This is a genomic window from Pseudanabaena cinerea FACHB-1277, assembly GCF_014696345.1.
Lineage (GTDB): Bacteria > Cyanobacteriota > Cyanobacteriia > Pseudanabaenales > Pseudanabaenaceae > Pseudanabaena > Pseudanabaena cinerea.
Map to the genome: position 1 here is coordinate 66,866 of NZ_JACJPY010000008.1, position 17,029 is coordinate 83,894.

The 17,029-nt window shown below is 46.4% G+C and carries 19 protein-coding genes; 8 read left to right on the forward strand and 11 right to left on the reverse strand.

Annotation, left to right across the window (positions count from 1 at the left end):
- Positions 1-138: 138 nt before the first annotated feature.
- From H6F44_RS04530 to psbN, 3 genes are all read right to left on the reverse strand, one after another.
- Positions 139-753: a DNA-3-methyladenine glycosylase gene (locus H6F44_RS04530; protein WP_190349765.1), complete on the reverse strand. Its 615-nt coding sequence runs from the start codon at positions 751-753 to the stop codon at positions 139-141.
- Positions 747-1,190, reverse strand: a complete 444-nt coding sequence (locus tag H6F44_RS04535; protein ID WP_190349766.1) for a molybdenum cofactor biosynthesis protein MoaE — start codon at positions 1,188-1,190, stop codon at positions 747-749. The genes H6F44_RS04530 and H6F44_RS04535 overlap by 7 nt, the downstream gene beginning before the upstream one ends.
- A 71-nt stretch (positions 1,191-1,261) precedes the next feature.
- On the reverse strand, positions 1,262-1,393 hold the full coding sequence (psbN, locus tag H6F44_RS04540) for a photosystem II reaction center protein PsbN (protein WP_190349767.1): 132 nt from the start codon (positions 1,391-1,393) through the stop codon (positions 1,262-1,264).
- 107 nt (positions 1,394-1,500) lie between these two features.
- Between psbN and psbH the strand changes: the two genes are divergently transcribed.
- The 4 genes from psbH (at position 1,501) to mnmG (ending at position 4,971) form a co-directional block, all read left to right on the forward strand.
- Positions 1,501-1,695 (forward strand): photosystem II reaction center phosphoprotein PsbH, encoded by a 195-nt coding sequence (gene psbH, locus H6F44_RS04545; protein ID WP_190349768.1) that lies wholly within the window; start codon positions 1,501-1,503, stop codon positions 1,693-1,695.
- A gap of 282 nt (positions 1,696-1,977) precedes the next feature.
- Positions 1,978-2,301 (forward strand): TatA/E family twin arginine-targeting protein translocase, encoded by a 324-nt coding sequence (locus H6F44_RS04550; protein ID WP_190349769.1) that lies wholly within the window; start codon positions 1,978-1,980, stop codon positions 2,299-2,301.
- Positions 2,294-2,911, forward strand: a complete 618-nt coding sequence (gene pth / locus H6F44_RS04555) for an aminoacyl-tRNA hydrolase (RefSeq protein ID WP_199301988.1) — start codon at positions 2,294-2,296, stop codon at positions 2,909-2,911. The genes H6F44_RS04550 and pth overlap by 8 nt, the downstream gene beginning before the upstream one ends.
- Before the next feature lie 128 nt (positions 2,912-3,039).
- Positions 3,040-4,971, forward strand: coding sequence for a tRNA uridine-5-carboxymethylaminomethyl(34) synthesis enzyme MnmG (gene mnmG / locus H6F44_RS04560; RefSeq protein WP_190349770.1), 1,932 nt, complete (start codon positions 3,040-3,042; stop codon positions 4,969-4,971).
- 77 nt (positions 4,972-5,048) lie between these two features.
- Here the strand turns inward: mnmG and H6F44_RS04565 are convergent, their stop codons facing one another.
- Positions 5,049-6,416 carry a hypothetical protein gene (locus H6F44_RS04565; RefSeq protein WP_190349771.1) on the reverse strand — a complete coding sequence of 456 codons (1,368 nt, stop codon included), beginning with the start codon at positions 6,414-6,416 and terminating at the stop codon, positions 5,049-5,051.
- A 404-nt stretch (positions 6,417-6,820) separates the two neighbouring features.
- Here H6F44_RS04565 and H6F44_RS04570 point away from each other — a divergent pair, with 404 nt between their 5' ends.
- Together H6F44_RS04570 and H6F44_RS04575 are read left to right on the forward strand one after the other, a co-directional pair.
- Positions 6,821-8,155: a M16 family metallopeptidase gene (locus H6F44_RS04570; protein WP_322096165.1), complete on the forward strand. Its 1,335-nt coding sequence runs from the start codon at positions 6,821-6,823 to the stop codon at positions 8,153-8,155.
- 2 nt (positions 8,156-8,157) lie between these two features.
- On the forward strand, positions 8,158-9,414 hold the full coding sequence (locus H6F44_RS04575) for a M16 family metallopeptidase (RefSeq protein WP_190349772.1): 1,257 nt from the start codon (positions 8,158-8,160) through the stop codon (positions 9,412-9,414).
- A gap of 80 nt (positions 9,415-9,494) precedes the next feature.
- Here the strand turns inward: H6F44_RS04575 and H6F44_RS04580 are convergent, their stop codons facing one another.
- The 5 genes from H6F44_RS04580 to recO all read right to left on the reverse strand — a co-directional run bounded on the left by H6F44_RS04580 (position 9,495) and on the right by recO (position 12,885).
- The gene (locus H6F44_RS04580) at positions 9,495-9,908 is read right to left on the reverse strand and encodes a putative toxin-antitoxin system toxin component, PIN family (RefSeq protein WP_190349773.1); all 414 of its coding nucleotides are present in this window, start codon (positions 9,906-9,908) and stop codon (positions 9,495-9,497) included.
- A complete protein-coding gene (locus H6F44_RS04585; protein WP_199301989.1) occupies positions 9,901-10,116 on the reverse strand; it encodes a hypothetical protein in 216 nt (71 codons plus the stop codon). The genes H6F44_RS04580 and H6F44_RS04585 overlap by 8 nt, the downstream gene beginning before the upstream one ends.
- A gap of 306 nt (positions 10,117-10,422) precedes the next feature.
- On the reverse strand, positions 10,423-10,587 hold the full coding sequence (locus tag H6F44_RS04590; RefSeq protein ID WP_190349774.1) for a hypothetical protein: 165 nt from the start codon (positions 10,585-10,587) through the stop codon (positions 10,423-10,425).
- 100 nt (positions 10,588-10,687) lie between these two features.
- Positions 10,688-12,079: an MFS transporter gene (locus tag H6F44_RS04595; protein ID WP_190349775.1), complete on the reverse strand. Its 1,392-nt coding sequence runs from the start codon at positions 12,077-12,079 to the stop codon at positions 10,688-10,690.
- Complete coding sequence (gene recO, locus H6F44_RS04600) at positions 12,076-12,885, reverse strand: DNA repair protein RecO (protein ID WP_190349776.1); 810 nt, start codon at positions 12,883-12,885, stop codon at positions 12,076-12,078. Before recO ends, H6F44_RS04595 begins: the two co-directional genes overlap by 4 nt.
- A gap of 74 nt (positions 12,886-12,959) precedes the next feature.
- Here recO and H6F44_RS04605 point away from each other — a divergent pair, with 74 nt between their 5' ends.
- Positions 12,960-13,475 carry a GAF domain-containing protein gene (locus H6F44_RS04605; RefSeq protein ID WP_190349777.1) on the forward strand — a complete coding sequence of 172 codons (516 nt, stop codon included), beginning with the start codon at positions 12,960-12,962 and terminating at the stop codon, positions 13,473-13,475.
- Between the two features lie 18 nt (positions 13,476-13,493).
- Positions 13,494-15,614 (forward strand): lytic transglycosylase domain-containing protein, encoded by a 2,121-nt coding sequence (locus H6F44_RS04610; RefSeq protein ID WP_190349778.1) that lies wholly within the window; start codon positions 13,494-13,496, stop codon positions 15,612-15,614.
- A 4-nt stretch (positions 15,615-15,618) separates the two neighbouring features.
- Here H6F44_RS04610 and ispE read toward each other — a convergent pair whose 3' ends face one another.
- Both ispE and pipX read right to left on the reverse strand, forming a co-directional pair.
- Positions 15,619-16,527, reverse strand: coding sequence for a 4-(cytidine 5'-diphospho)-2-C-methyl-D-erythritol kinase (ispE, locus tag H6F44_RS04615; RefSeq protein ID WP_190349779.1), 909 nt, complete (start codon positions 16,525-16,527; stop codon positions 15,619-15,621).
- Entirely contained in the window at positions 16,524-16,793 is a 270-nt protein-coding gene (pipX, locus tag H6F44_RS04620; protein ID WP_190349780.1) for a transcriptional coactivator PipX, read from the reverse strand. Before pipX ends, ispE begins: the two co-directional genes overlap by 4 nt.
- Between the last annotated feature and the right edge of the window lie 236 nt (positions 16,794-17,029).

Here is a 17,029-nt window from a genome sequence, read left to right on the forward strand (position 1 = left end):
CCGTAATTTTTGTGCAATTACGTTAACTAATTCATTTGATAGATTTGCGAACTGCGTTAATTTTACTGATGCCATCCTAGAATCTAAAAGTTATAAACTGAACTCATAAAAGTTATCAAAAGGTTATAAATTGACCTTTTAATAACCTTTTGATAACTTTTGAATAACTTTATCTTTGACCTTTGAAACAGAAGGGCGATCGCGTAAGTACCAGCGCCAAGGCAAATCCACCCCTTGTGTCAGCCCAATGCGCGTAGTTTGCACGATCGCCTCATTAAATTCAGGAGATCGCCCCTCGATCCATAGATTGTTGGCGGGGTTTAAGGAAACGCCGTTGAGTTGGCGATCAATTTTTAATAATTGGCAAAGCTTACCAGGTCCTGCCGCCGCCCGATGGGGTTTGTCTTTAGGGTTGGGCAAGTCCGCAGGCAGGCGATCGCACTCCAGCGCCCTAATCAATACCGCACTGCAAAAGTCTTGGCGATCGGTGACAATATTGACACAGTGATATCTGCCATAGATTAAATACACATAAACCGTAGCAGGTGCGCCAAAAATAGCTGCATTTCGCTCGGTCTTGCGCCGATAGCCATGACAGGCGGGATCAGTTGCGTCATAAGCCTCTGTCTCCACAATTAAGCCTTGATAAATCTCGCCATCCATGCGCCGCATCAAGCGACATCCCAAAAGTTCGGGGGCGACTATCTCAGCAGGACGGGCAAAAAAAGTTGTAGGTAAAAGTTTGTCTAACAAGTTTTCTTAACGACCCAACTACTATCACCATCTCGCCAATATTCTTTTTTCCAGATGGGCGCATCGGCCTTGAGCGTATCGATCGCATTTTCACAGGCGGCGAAGGCGGCGGCTCGATGGGGTGAACCCACTGCAATCAGTACCGATATTTCGCCAATTGACAACTTGCCCAAACGATGATGGATCACCACCGATGTGATTTCGGGATAATGCTCATGGCAGCGATCGCTAATATTTTGAAAAATTTGCAAAGCCATCGGCTCATAAGCCTGATAGTCCAAATAATCAACGGCTCTCCCCCCCGTTTGATTGCGTACCATGCCACTCATGATTACCACAGCCCCATTATCAGCTTGGTCTGCGAGAGCGTAAACTGTCGCCATATCTAATCTAGATTTGGTCAACCATAGTTTGGGTAAACCTGACAAATTATTCATATTTTTTGTCTAGTACATATCAATTTCAGAGAGACAGGCTTCGCCTCTCCCCCTAAAAACTGATGTGGATGTTAGTCTTCGTGTTCTTCAAACTGATCCACCAATTGCTTGTTAGGTGGACCAAAGGCAACATAGATAGCATAGGCAGTTAAACAAATAACACATACAGCAACGGTTACGGCGATCGAAGTAGCACTTTCCATGGATTAAACCAATATTTTTGAATGTTTTAAGTTATTGTTACAATTATACTATTCAGTAGCAACCCCCTTTAAGAATACAAATTAGACCCTAGTTAAAACCTAAATTTATGTCACAGCGCACTTGGCTTGGCGATATTCTTCGCCCTCTTAATGCCGAATATGGCAAAGTTTCTCGCGGATGGGGAACCACCCCCCTTATGGCTGTATTCATGGCTTTATTTCTCGTGTTTCTGGTAATCTTGCTCCAGCTATACAACTCCTCCCTGATCCTTGATGGCGTAAACCTCAATTGGGGCGGCTAATATTTAGCTATGCCATCGTCCCACGCAACTGAGTGTCAGTACTTTGTGCTAGCACTCAGTTGTAAGCTAAAAATCTAAGGGCTTTGCAAGCACAAAATGGCTATGTCATTTTGTGCTTTGCTATAGGTTCTCCCAATTCATGAAAGTGTGAAAACATTTTTGTGAATTAAAGTTTGCGAATTAAAGACTAAACCCAGTCAGGGTTTTTAAATTAAGAAACAGCTATGTCGTTTCCTAATTTGGCATTAAATCTTCTAAATATCTCAATTTGAGGCTGTTTTTATGAATATTTTTGGTATTGGCTTACCTGAAATGATCCTGATTATGCTAGTTGCACTGTTGATTTTTGGACCCAAGAAATTACCAGAAATTGGGCGTAGCATGGGCAAAGCCATTAAGGGATTTCAAGATGCTTCCCGTGAGTTTGAATCGGAGTTTAAACGTGAGTCCGATCGCCTAGAACAAGAGCCAGCGATCGCCAAAACATCAGCAGCAGCAATCCCCGATGTAGTTGTCGATGAAGATGTTGCTACACCAGTGGCGGCGACAGTGGAGGTTTTAACTGCCCCTGAAACCAAGGAAGTGTCAAAGATCGCTGATGCCTGAAAATATATCAATCTCCTTAATAGTGGGGTTGGGTAATCCTGGTACAGAGTACGAACATACCCGCCACAATATCGGATTTATGGCGATCGATCGCCTAGCTAAGGCTTGGGATATCTCCCTTGGCAAAGAGAAGCGCTTTTACGGAGTTTTTGGAGAAGGACGACTATCGCGGCAAATGCTCACAGGCAACAAAATCCGTCTGCTCAAGCCCACCACCTACATGAATGCTTCGGGGCAGTCGGTTCGTGCCTGTGCAGACTGGTTTAAATGCAGCCCAAGCCAGATTTTGGTGATTTACGATGATATGGACCTGCCCCTTGGTAAGTTGCGTTTGCGCCCTTCAGGTTCCGCAGGTGGTCACAATGGCATTAAATCGATGATTTCCCATCTCGGCACTCAAGATTTTCCGCGTTTGCGCCTCGGCATTGGTCGAGCTAATAAGACGGGTGATGGGGCAAGTGTCACCAATCATGTTTTAGGTGGCTTTAGCAGTGCAGAGACTAAATTACTGCCTGATATTTTGCAGCTTGCCACAACCACTGTCGATAGTATTTTGAATGATGGCTTGGACAAAGCAATGAGTTTATATAACAGCCAGTCGGTTGGCTAAACAAAGAATCTTCTGAATGCGGCGCTTGTAAAAGTTTCTCTTTAGCCAAGGCTATAATCACATAGAGCAGTGAGCTAAAATTGTTTGCTGTGGAATTTTTTGATTTTGTTGGGTTAGGTTGGTAAGTAATGAGCGATCGCGGAACTAATGTAATAGCTTCAGCCAATCAAGTGGAATTTCTTGGTGAATTTGAGGTGGTGGTCGTTGGCGCAGGTCATGCTGGCTGTGAAGCGGCACTGGCAGCAGCGCGGATGGGCTGTCAAACCCTATTGCTGACCCTCAATCTCGATCGCATCGCTTGGCAACCCTGCAACCCCGCCGTTGGTGGTCCCGCCAAATCGCAACTCGTCCATGAGGTCGATGCCCTTGGCGGCGAAATGGCAAAAATTACCGATCGCACCTATTTACAAAAGCGGATTCTCAACAGCTCGCGGGGTCCCGCAGTATGGGCATTACGGGCGCAGACCGACAAGCGCGAATATGCCGCCGAAATGAAAACGGTGGTGGAAAATGAGCCGAATCTCTCGGTACGGGAAGGTACGGTCATTAATGTGCTGCTCGATCCTAATCAAGCAATTATCGGAGTGGAAACCCAATTTGGTGTGGGTTATGGTTGCAAAGCTGTAATCTTAACCACTGGCACATTTCTCAATGGCAAAATTTGGGTGGGCAATCGCTCCATGTCCGCAGGCAGGGCAGGGGAATTTGCGGTGACAGGACTAACGGAAACCCTAAATGCCTTGGGCTTTGTGACCGATCGCCTCAAAACGGGAACACCCGCAAGGGTCGATCGCCGCACCGTTGACTATAGCAAGATGGAAGTCCAGCCCTCTGATACCGAACAGAACTGGTTTAGTTTCGATCCCACTGCATGGGTAGAAAGGGAACAGATGAACTGTTACCTCACCCGCACCACGCCCGAGACCCATCGGTTAATTCGCGAAAATCTGCACCTTACCCCTGTTTACGGTGGCTTCATCGATGCCAAAGGTCCGCGATATTGCCCTAGCATCGAAGATAAAATCGTGCGTTTTGCTGACAAAGAGAGCCATCAAATCTTTATCGAACCAGAGGGGCGCAATATTCCCGAACTCTATATTCAAGGCTTCTCCACAGGAATGCCCGAAAATATTCAATTGCAAATGTTGCGATCGCTGCCAGGTTTAGAAAACTGCCAAATGCTCCGCGCCGCCTATGCCGTGGAATATGATTACATCCCCGCCACCCAGTGCTATCCCACCTTGATGACCAAATTGATCGAAGGGCTATTTTGTGCAGGGCAGATCAATGGCACAACGGGCTATGAAGAGGCGGCGGCACAGGGCTTGATTGCGGGCATGAATGCGGCGCTCTTTGCCAATGGGCGCGAGATGGTGGTACTGCCTCGTGCCAGTAGTTATATCGGTACGCTCATCGATGACCTCTGCACCAAGGAACTGCGAGAGCCTTACCGTATGCTCACCAGCCGTTCGGAATATCGCTTAATTTTGCGATCGGACAATGCCGATCGCCGCCTCACGCCCATTGGTCGCGAAATTGGTTTAGTGGATGATCGCCGTTGGCAAATGTTTTGCGATAAGCAAGAGCGCGTCCATAGAGAAGTACAGCGACTTAACGAAACCCGTGTCAAGGAAAAAGAAGAACTCGGTCAAAGAATTACCGCCGAGACTGGTGAAGTGATTCGCGGTGCAATTACATTATCAGATTTATTACGCCGTCCTAAATTCAACTATGCGGAACTAATCCATTACGGCTTAGCCGATGCCAATCTCAATCGTTTTGAGCGTCTCGCCGCCGAAATCGAGGTGAAGTATGTGGGCTATATCCAACGTCAAGAACATCAAATCGAAGAAGTCGCCAAACATAGCGATCGCAAGTTACCTGCCGATATTGATTACAACGCGATCGACACCCTCTCCAAAGAATCACGGGAAAAGCTCAGCAAAATCCGCCCCATGACCATCGGACAGGCCACCCGCATCGGCGGCGTTAATCCTGCGGATGTCAATGCCCTATTGGTATATTTAGAAATCCAACATCGACTCGCTGGCAAAAAGTAAAAGTCTCCCCAATTCTGCTCCAAATGACAATGCATATTTTTACTGGCTATGATGACTATGATGAAGCGAATAGAGCGTTACTTAACTAGGGTTTGTTTGCGGATATCAAACAAAGTTAAAACTGCATTTTTGATCATCGCCATCACCTGGGGATCGCAACTAGCAATCAACTCCTCAGCAGTCAGCGTACCCTTAAAAAAATCCTTCGCTAGTTTCAACATTCTTTGCATTTCGCCAAACCCCATAGACTTGACCATAAAAGTTGCCACGGGTGAGTTTTTGACATCATAGCTAGAGTCAACAGTGCGCCCCTTATCCAATAGTTTTAAGACTTCAGTTTCAAGGGCATTAGTCGGTTCGCAAGGATTAGTAACTTCGGGAAGAAACTGCTCTAAACCAACTACGGGCATATTCGGACTAGGTAACTCACCCATCATTGTCGAAAGGGAAATATCACGCCCGATCCGAAATGATAAAGCTTCGAGAATGGCGATTGAGGTTAGTTTAGTGCCTAAATAGAGCCGCGATACTTCTAGATTCTGCTTAGTTTGTTCTAATAACTTGTAGTAGCTTTTTTCGTCTGGCTCATCACGATAGCGGCGAAATACTAATTCAGGCGAAAGGAAGTTCATAAATCCTTCCATTTTTTGCATCGATACGCGATAGCCATGCACGCTGTAGGAATTTCCATTCTTGAGATCATGGTTAGTCTCTGGAATCAAGTTCCAAGTGTTATTCAAAAAACAAGAGGCATCGGGGCTGGCAAAGTTTTCCACATCTCGGTTAGAAATACGGACAGCCCGTTTAACGATGGTGGCGATCGCCTCATCATCCCAACCAAACTCAAAGACCTCATTGGCTTCTACCAATCTGCCAAACAGGAGGTCAGAACAGGTCAAACCCGACTCAAATTTAGGACGAAAGGGAATAGTGGCTTCAATGCAGGCGGCAATTTCTGCCAAGATGGGCAGTGGCAGCATGGTTTGAAGGGTTTTGCAGGCAATAATGGCGCTCAAAAACTCGTTTTGTCCAGACATCGGCAGCAATGACTGTCCATGTTTGAATCCGAATAGCATCAATACCAGCCTAAAGATATCATCTTCTTGCAGTTCAGGTGGTTCTAGAATTACTAGTTTTTCTTGATCCTCTTTGATGTATGAACAAATGTAGCGGCTGATGTTGACGCTGATCCCCTGATCCACCTGTACATATACCAAGTCATGAAATAGAGCCGCAATAACTTCAACTTGATCGCCACCTTCGCCCACCTCGAAGATGTGATTGGGAGTATGAAATGAGCGCCAAGGTCCAGTCATCGTTTGGATGATCAGATTGGAGATTGTGAGTAGCTGATGTTCATCTACTCGACCATGCAGGTCAGCGATCGCTTGTGTTAAACAATCTAGGCATTTCTGCTTATCTGTTTTATCTGTTGCCCTACTCATCTAGATCATCTCCGCATTTAACGTCTTTCTGATTACAGCTCTTTAGAGATTGTTTTTTAGAGATTGTTATATAGATCGATTGAGAACCACCCAAAATCTGCATATAGTTTGTTAGTGATTTGGATTTGGTGCAAAAAGTCAGGAATCCTAAATTTTGCAAGTTTAAGGGCTTATAAAGCTATAGATCCATTAGCTTGAGCCTAGAATTGTTGAAAACAGTCTATTTTGGGATCATTGATGAAAGAAAATTTAGCATGATTTGTTAGTCGTACACTATATATGATTCATCAAATTAGAGCAGATGTATATCGTTAGTTTGGCTTGTATGGATATTTAGTATCAGAGAACACAGTCGCTAGGAGGTGCGTTTCATAATATTATTTTATAATTTCTTAACAATTACAGTGCCAATTACCTGCGATCGCTCCACAGCAGCATTATCATCCCCTGTTTTTAGTCAAACTGGGGCTTCGGCAACATTTCTCAAGCTAAATCATGGCTTAACCCTGATCCATCAAGAAATATCCAGTGCGGCGGTGGTAAGTGTGGATATTTGGGTGAATGCGGGGGCAACTAGCGATCCTGTGGGGGCGGCAGGGATGGCGCACTTTTTAGAGCATATGATTTTTAAGGGGACTGAGGCGATCGCCTCTGGGGAATTTGACTTGGCGATCGAGACTGAGGGCGGCTCTTCCCGTGCGGCAACTAGCCATGACTATGCCCATTATGCCTTTACGGTTGCGGCTAATCAGTTTCCTAAGACCCTTGACTATCTGGCGCAAATGTTGCTAAACGCCAAAATTGATGCGGAGGCGATGGAGCAGGAAAGGCTGGTGGTATTGGAGGAATGGCGACAGGCAAATGATGATCCCGATTGGGTTGCCTATCAGCATTTAATGACCACTGCCTATGGTGCACATCCCTATGGTGGTTCGGTATTAGGCAATGAGGAAAGTATTCGCAATATCACGGCTGTGCAGATGCGCGATTATCACCGATCGCATTATATTCCTAGCCAAATGACGGTGGCGATCGCGGGGGCTGTTGATCGGGATGCCGCCATTGAGGTGGTGAACAATGCCTTTCGTAATAATTTTGCTGATCGGTTAGATCATTGCCAAGAGCCGATGGCAACCGTGGCAGCGACCGTGGCAATTACGGGGATCAACCGCCAAACCATGAGCTTGCCGCGCCTTAGTCAGAGTCGCCTAAATTTGGCATGGGTGGGCGTGGGTGTGGACAGTTTTGTGGAGGCGATTCAGTTGGAATTGCTGCTGACGGTATTGGTGGAGGGGCGATCGGCGCGATTGGTGCAGCAACTGGTGGCGGAGCGCGGCTGGGTACAGGATATTGCTGGCAGTTTCTCGCTGCAACAAGCGCCCAGTTTATTTACGATCGCCGCTTATCTGGATGCTGAATATTTGGATCTGGTGGAAGCACATATTATCGAGCAGGTGCAGGATCTGCGCGATCGCCCCTTGCCATTGTCAGAATTAAATAAGGCAAAGCGATCGCTTAATAATAATTTCACCTTTGCCCTAGAGTCACCATCACAATTGGCGAGTTTCTTGGGATATCATGGTTTATTGGGCTGTGAGAGCCTCTGTCGAGATTGGTCAACAGCGTATTGTGCCATTGTTCGCAATACCGAAGCTGAAGATTTACAGCATCTCGCTCAAAAGTATCTCTCCACCCAAAATTATGTTGTCACTAGGCTAATTGCTGAGGCTAATTCCTAAAAATGTCAAAACCAACTAGCGATCGCTTGGTGCTATCCAATGGCATTGTGGTGTTAGTAACTGAAAACCCGACGGCGGATATTGTCGCTGCGCGTTGTTTTTTTAAGGGCGGCGATCGGTTGATTACTGCACCCAAGGCGGGACTGCCTAATTTGGCGGCTTCTCTAATGACACGCGGCACGGATCGCTATTCTTCCTTAGAAATAGCCGAACAGGTGGAGTCTATCGGTGCATCCCTAGGCACTGAATCGGCTAACGATTACTTTTTGCTGTCCTTGAAAACGATTTCGGCAGATTTTCATGATATGCTGTTGCTGAGCGCCGAGATCCTGCGATCGCCTAGCTATCCCAACAGTGAATTAGATCTAGAGCGTCGCCTCACCCTGCAATCGATCCGCTCACAACAGGAGCGTCCCCTCGCGATCGCCTACGAAAAGTTGCAGACCCTCGTCTATGGCGATCATCCCTATGGCTTGTCTAGCATTGGCACTGAGGACACCATCAACAATATCACTCGCGATCACTTGGTCGATTTTCACCATACCCATTTACGCCCCGAAGAAATGGTGGTCAGCATTGCGGGTAAGATCAATCAGGAACAGGCGATCTCGCTCATTGGCGAAGCTTTTGGCGATTGGCATAGCCCCCAACCCGCGATCCCCATTTCAACACCAGTGCCAAATTTTCGACCGCAGTTAGTCACCCATGAGCAGGACACACAGCAGGCAGTGATCATGATTGGTTATCCTGCGCCGCCTATGGGTTCCCCCGACTATGCCGCCCTCAAAATTATTTCCACCTATCTTGGCAATGGTCTATCTAGCCGCCTATTTGTGGAATTGCGGGAAAAGCGGGGGCTTGCCTATGAGGTGTCAGCTTCCTATCCCAACCGCCTTGAAAATTCCCAATTTCTAGCCTATATGGGAACAGCCTCCCCAAATGCCAAGATTGCCCTCGATGGTTTGCGCCACGAATGCGAACGCCTAGCTACGGAAAAATTAACGGATCAAGAATTAGCCACCTGCAAGAGCAAGCTGCTGGGTCAATATGCCCTTGGCAAACAAACCAACGCTCAAATCGCTCAAATTTACGGCTGGTATGAGGTGATGGGCTTAGGCTTAGAATTCGATCGCTTATTTGTGGCAGCGATCGCGGCGGTGACAGCCGATGATGTTTTGCAAGCTGCCCAAAGATATTTTCAGACTCCTGCTATTTCTGTTGTCGGTTCGGCTGATGCCTTGGCAAAAGTTACGGGATGAATTACGCATTCCCTAACAAGCGATCGCATAAAGCTTTAATACCAAATCAAGAAAAGGCTTAGCCATTTTTTGATTTGGTATTACGGACTTTGGGTTAGAAAGTCGGCTGGGGTGAGAATCTGGATATTTCTAAAAGGATGTAAAACTAACAAGTCGCGATTGCCTGTGATCAAATAATCAGCTTTGCCATTGACGGCTACTTCCAGAAATTTATCGTCTTTCGGATCGCGACAGATGGTTATTGTCTCAGTAATCTTGATCGCTTCTATTTTGGATGCTAGGGTTTGCAAAAAATTTGAGCGTTTGAATAATGGGGCATAGCGATCGAATTTTTTACGGGTGAGGACTTCGGTTATTTCTGTGACTGTGGCTTCTGACATTAAAATAATTCCATGAGCCATGCTGTAGTCAAATAGTTTTTGAGGTGGTGTATTTTTGCTCAAAATACTACTGATAAGCACATTGGTGTCGAGGACAAAGCGTAATTTATTCATCTTCTAGAAGTTTCTCTAGTATTTCTGGGGTTAATCCGTTGGCTTCGGCTTCGTCTCGAAGATCGGCAACTATATCTTCTAAGGATTCTTCTAATGAACGTTTTAAGATAGATGTCATTAGTGCTTGAAATTGTTGTTGGCTCTGTGGTTTGAATGCTTTATACACCCTAGCAATTTCTGGTTCGACTTCGATGGTGATGGTTTCCATAATTTACCTTGACGTAACAGTTATTTATAGATTTCTAAGTTGGACATATTCACATAATGCTTGCAACTGATAAGCGTTTGGTTTTGCATCCTTATGTTTCATACTGACTTCGGCGATCGCCATGTTAATTTTCATTTTTTTAATGGCAATTAGATAAATTTCAGATTGAAAATTTTCAAGAGACATAACCACACACCCATCACTTAATACCAGTACAATTTTATAGTCTGTGTAGCATTAAACTATTACTAATAGTCAGCCGTAGACATCTTTTCCCCGTCCAAATTGATCCCAAAATCGCCTTTTTTACACCGTAATGGGAAATCGATCCAAATACTCAAACTTGTCACCTAAATAACGGGTTGAGGTTGCCTCTTGGCGAAACTGCTCAAGAATATAGCGACTTAATCCCTGTTGTTCACAAAAAGGTCTGATGGCATGGAGAGTCAAATGGTCATCCAGCCCAATCACACATACTTCCGCGATCGCCGACTACATCTAGAAAAACCTAAAAATCCAAAATTAGCTATATTACTAAAAGCCCATTGAAGCCGCGAAACCGCAGACTTCTTTACTCAATCCATTGACGAGCGATATACCAAGTTAGTAAACCCGTGAGCAGGGCGATCGCACTGAGGGAAAAAATAACGCGCTGCAAACCAAAATACGATTCGGCGATACCAGCCACCGACAGGGGCAGGCTGAGGGCGATATTTACAGCGTTGTTTTGTAAACCAAACACTTTGCCGCGTACTTCTTCGGGAGTTTCCTCTTGAATTACGGTTTGCATCGGGATCACACATAGCCCACCGAATATACCAGTGCCAGCGATCGCCACTAGTCCTAACCAAAAGCGATCGCTAAATATTGCCAACATTCCTAAAAATACCGCCATACCCAAGGAACCAATCAAAGCAAGGGTTTGGCGGCTGCAACTATGCCCTAATTTCGCCACGATGCCCGCACCGATCGCCATGCCCACACTTGCCACTGCCAATAAAAAGCCAAACTGCTCCGATTTAATTTCGGGCATTACCTCCGCCAGTCGCACCGCCAAAACCGTGAGCGCCGCAATAATCGAAAATGTGCAAATTAGCTGGATTAATGCTGACAGAGAGGTTTTCTTATGCCTGAGATATTGCAAGCCCTCTTTGATATCTTCCCAAATATGCAGGCGATCGCGATGTAAATTTTCCTTGGTTTCTCCAGTTTTCAGCAATAGCAAAATCAACCCTGCTAGTAAATAACTGCCACCCACTAAAGCTTCTTGACCAAAGTCTTGCCATAGATGATCCGATAGGGCTAACAATGGCTCCCCAAGGGCAAAGCCCAAAATCAAAGCCGCCATAATCGTGGTTGTGTAGAGGGAATTGGCGGCTAACAACTGAGGCTTATCGACCACGAGAGTAATCGCGGACTGCTCGGCGGGGGTAAAAAATTGGGTAAAGGTGGATACACAAAAAGTAATGGCTAGTAAGCCCCAAAAGCCTGTGGGTGCGCCCCAAGGTAAGGTACTGCCCTTGGTTGCCCATAGCAATAGAGGAATACAAATAACTAGCAGCCCCCGCACAATATTGGAACTAACTAAAACCGTTTTTTTATTCCAGCGATCGACATAAACCCCAGCGATCGAGCCAAACAAAATCGCGGGAATGGTAAATGAAACCATGACTGCGGAGACCCACCCGCTAATGGTTTCGCCGCGCTGCTGAAATTGGGTAGAAACGATCGCAATTACCAGCACTAAAAATATTTTGTCGGCAATCTGCGAAAAAACTTGACCACTCCATAGGGACAGAAAATTAGGATTTTTTAAAACCGATGGTGAATTGACTGTTACATCTAAGGCAGCTTCATTCCGAGAAATTTCTGTAACCTTACCGTTGGTTTGTCCAGCGTCTGCATGGGTGGAATGGTGATCTTCTGGCAGGTTGGGGGTGGGAGGATCGAATAAATGGGTCATATATTAGAAAAGCAGTTATCAATCAGAGCCGAAGACTGGATGGGTCTATCAAAATGATACTGTGCATAGGCTCTCAATAGTCTTTCAACTGCCAGCCAATCGGCTAAACCAGTTTGGAGAATATGCGTGGTCAAATCAATCTGAGCAAGGGCTTGGAGGGCGCTTAGTTCGGTGGCACTTAAATAATGGCTGATGCGCGTGTGAACGATATCGGTGAGAGCGCCATCCTCAGTTTGTGGTAAGGATGCCAAATCAATTACACCGCCACCAATGATGCTAAAGCCCGATCGCCATTTAGGTATATCTATTCTAGCAATTACAGGACTTTGACTAAGGCAGCAGCTATGGACTTGGGGTGCAAATCCTGCGATCGCCAGTAAATGATAGATGCCGTGAGTTAAGTGGGCGATCACATGATCGTTTGCGGCATCTTGAATGCGGTAGAGATGCTCTAGCAGCAACAGGAATAATTCTTCCTGTGGTTGCGCCGATAGTGCCTGCATCAATGCTAACTCAGACAAATATTGGGCGGCAGTGAGTTTGGCGAGGGTTTTACCCAGTCCCACAAAGGATTGCAACATTTCCGCATTTTTAATGCGATCCATATTACGCCCGACCGCGATTTGCAAATCATTGACCACAAACAGCCCCGATCGCCCCGCCATTGCCGAACGATGTTTTCGCGCCCCTGCGGCAACCACCCTCAATAATCCTTGCTCCTTAGTCAGAATTGTCAATAGGCGATCGTTTTCACCAAGGGGCATCCCCTTGAGGTTTATTCCTGTAACTCGATATTGCTTGGGCATATTTGATATAGTAGCTGCAATTGAGAAATACTGAAAATGTCTCTAATCGCCAAGGCGGCGCGTCCTGTAAGACTATGCTTCACTTTCAAAACCGAGATCATCAAGGCTTAATATCCGTCTTAACTCGTATTACCAAAAAATTAGATCAAGATGTGCTTGTCCATGACACCATCCATGAACTTCGTGACTTACTCGATGTCGATCGCGTGGTTTTGTACTATTTTTATTCCCACTGGCAAGGGCAAGTCACCTTTGAGGCTCTCAGCGATCGCCAATATTCGATTATCTGCTCCACAGGCGCAGATCAATGTTTCAACGAAAGTTATGCCCAACTTTACTTAGAAGGACGCATCTACGCAGAAAATGATATTACTCAAGCCCCAATCAGTGAATGCCATCGTGAGTTTCTGCGAGGTTTACAAGTACGCTCAAACTTAGTTGCGCCCGTGATCGTTGGCAATAGACTGTGGGGGTTGCTGGTTGCTCACCATTGCCAAGACATCAGACAATGGCAAACCTCAGACTTCACGGCGATTTCCCAATCAGCTTACCGACTAGCCTCAGCAAGTTCTATTAATATTTCTGCATAATTCAGGATGGAAAAATCAATGCGTTGGTCAATTTTGCTAATGCTCAGTGCGACCCTCATCGGCTCAAGCACCCCCATAGTAAAATCCTCTACCGATAATCCGATCGCAGTTGGCGCTAATTTTGATGATCAATCCCCAAATTCAGTCCAGTCAGTTCAGATATTTGATCCTTTTACCTATTTCCCCCTCGATCAGCGATTAGTTAAGTTAAATGCTATATCTGGCGGCTCCGATCAAATTCGGGCAAGGTTAGTCAAAGCTGATATTTTTATTAATAATCGTCAACCCAAGGAAGCGATCGCTGCTCTCAACCAACTAGAACAGAGCTATCCCCTGCTTGCTGACTACATCCTCTACAAACGCGCCCAAGCCTATACCCAGCTCGGCGATCGCCAATTGGCAAATGCCACATGGCAAGCTTTGATTAGCCAATATCCTGATAGTCCTGCTTCGGCGGAGGCAATGTTTGCGGTGGGGCAAAATGAACAGCTCTTAACCAAATTTCCCGCCCATCCTCGATCTCAGGATCTGGTTTTGCGCTTGCTTTCCCAAAATCCTAACCGTGTGGATTTGCTGTTGCATCTTGTCACCTATTTTGGTGACTATAAACAGATTGTGCCGATCGCCGATCGCTTAATGGCAAGTTCTACCAAACTCACCGCCGATCAATGGTGGTCGATCGCTGAGGTGTATTACAAAAATTGGGAATTTACCAAAGCCGCCACTGCCTACAGCCGCGCCACGGTCAACCCCATCACCGCCTACAACTATGCCCGCAGCCTCCAACGCAGCGATCAAGATGCAACAGCGATCGCCGCCTACAATCGTGTCGTCCAACAGTTTCCCCAGAGTCCACAGGCTCCCCGCGCTCTAATCCGCCTCTCGCAGGTCGCTAGCCCTCAAAATGCGATCGCCGCCCTCGATCGCCTGATTGCCAACTACCCCGATACTGCCAGTGAAGCTCTGGCAATTAAAGCCGAAATTTTGCAAAATAAATTGGGTAGCCCTCAAGCTGCTAGTGTCGTTCGTAATCAATTATTAGAGCAGTATGGCAATAGTAATGAGGCGGGAGAATTGCGCTGGCGGATTGCCAAGGGCTTGGCAAAGAGTGGACAGTTAGCCAAAGCGATCGCCGCCGTTGATAATTTGATTGCCACTAGTCCCAATAGTCTGGATGCGGCAGAGGCAACATTTTGGGCAGGTAAATGGGCAAATCAAATGGGCGACAAGACTAAGGCAAAGAACCTATTTGAATTTACAATCCGTGAACATCCTGATTCCTATTACGCATGGCGATCGGCGACCTCCCTCGGCTGGCAGGTGGGCAACTTTACAAACGTTCGCTATACTGCCCCCGCGATCGCCATTCCCAGTGAGCGCCAGAGTCTTCCTGCGGGATCGGCGAAGTTGCAGGAGCTATATATCCTTGGGTTAGATCGTGATGCGCGATCGCAATGGCTGACCGAACTAGCAGGCAAAAAAATCCTTACCCCCAAAGAGGTGTTTACCGATGGCGTATTGCGGGTCGCCTCGTTGGATAACCTAGCGGGGATCAGAGCCCTTGAAAGCCTCGATTGGATCGATGTCCCCGCCGCCCAAAAAGCAGAAATCCCCAAATTAAAACAGCACCCTGCCTACATTCGATCGCTCTATCCATTTCACTATTGGGATAGCATCCTCAAATGGTCGCAGGAAAGGCAACTTGCCCCTGCCTTGGTCATTGCCCTCATGCGTCAAGAGTCAAGATTTGAGGCACAAATTCGCTCTAGTGCTGGCGCGATCGGCTTAATGCAGGTTATGCCCGAAACAGGCGCATGGATTGCCAGTCAAAAGGGGGTTAAAAGCTATAACCTTGATAGTCCCATGGACAATATCAACTTCGGCACTTGGTATCTAGACTACACCCATAGCCGCTATGGCAATAACACGATGTTAGCGATCGCCAGTTACAATGCAGGACCTGGGGCGGTGGGCAGTTGGGTGGAGTCACGAGGAATCGGCGATCCCGATGAGTTTGTAAACAATATTCCCTACAGCGAAACGCGGGATTATGTATCGAAAGTATTAGGCAACTATTGGAATTATTTACGGCTCTATTCGCCAACGATCCAACAGCAAATCAATACCCTAAAACATTAGATCTCTAGACATCAGTAATAGCACTAATCACACTCTTCACAACCCATACATCCACTTCATCGCTCCTAACTGCTGCCGCAATGCTATTAGCGCGGTCAAGGTCAGGGGCGATCGCAAATACGGTTGAGCCAGAGCCAGACATCATCGCCCCCAAGCATTCCTGCTCTAATAGTTGCTGCTTGAGATGGGCGATCGCAGGATGTGCGGGCAGTACCACCCGTTCGAGATCGTTGTAAAGCAGCCTGCCAATGCGATGGGGCGCACTATCACCACCAGAGGCGATCGCTGCCACCATTTGACTAGATAGATTGTGCTGCTGCACCTCACTAGTCGCCAATAGGTTCTGCGATCGAAAGGTTTGATAGGCCCAAGCCGTGGCGATCGCGATTTGACGGGGCTTGCAGATTACCAATACTAAATCCTTGAGATCGGGCAGAGGCGAAAGAATTTCACCGCGCCCTGTTGCCAAAGCCGTACCACCCGATATGCAAAAAGGAATATCCGAACCTAGCTGCGCTGCCAAATCACAAAGCTGTGACTGGGTTAAACCCAAATCCCAAAGCCGATCAATTCCCACCAAAACGGCGGCGGCATTGCCAGAACCACCAGCTAAACCTGCACCCATAGGAATCTGCTTATCGATCTCAATTTCGAGTCCACCAATATCTGGATAGATGCTTTGCATTAGCGCTGCCGCCTTATATGCCAAGTTGCTGCGATCGCAAGGCACATCGGGATGATTGCAAAGTATGTGAATTTCATCTTTACCAATTTTGCGAATATCAACGCGATCGCACAGATCAATACTTTGCAAAATCATCACCAAATTGTGGTAGCCATCCGCACGATTTCCCGTAATCTCTAGGTAAAGATTAATCTTGGCTGCTGACTTGAGAGAAATCCGCGAGTTCATTGAGAAAAAGTACGCTTGTATATATGTTGGAGATTTTTCTGATCAGTATCCGATCCCACCCGTCGCAGCGATCGCATTTGATTTTCAACCATGAGCTTAGCATCTGCCCTAGTAACTGGTTCAAACTGGATACCTTCAGGACTGGTCGTAATCAAAAAGAACAACCTTTGGGCATAAAGCGTAGTAAACAAACTACGAAACTCGTCCACCCTACAGAGGCGAGATAGCAAGCCAAAAGTAGGATGATTTAAATAGTGTTCGGACATTTGGCGGACTGAAATTTTTGAGTAAGGTGACGTATCAGTAGGGAGCATACGGGGCGACAAGGCTGATAAATTTTTTAAGCCTTCTGTATCAGAGGCAACATTAGTTTAACAAAAGCCTCGTCAATGAGCATTCACAAGAATCTTAAAAAACTCTTAGAAATTAGGCAACATAACCCATCTAAACAATACTGTGCTTATTATTTTGATACGTTTGGTGTGACTAATTAGAAAATGTT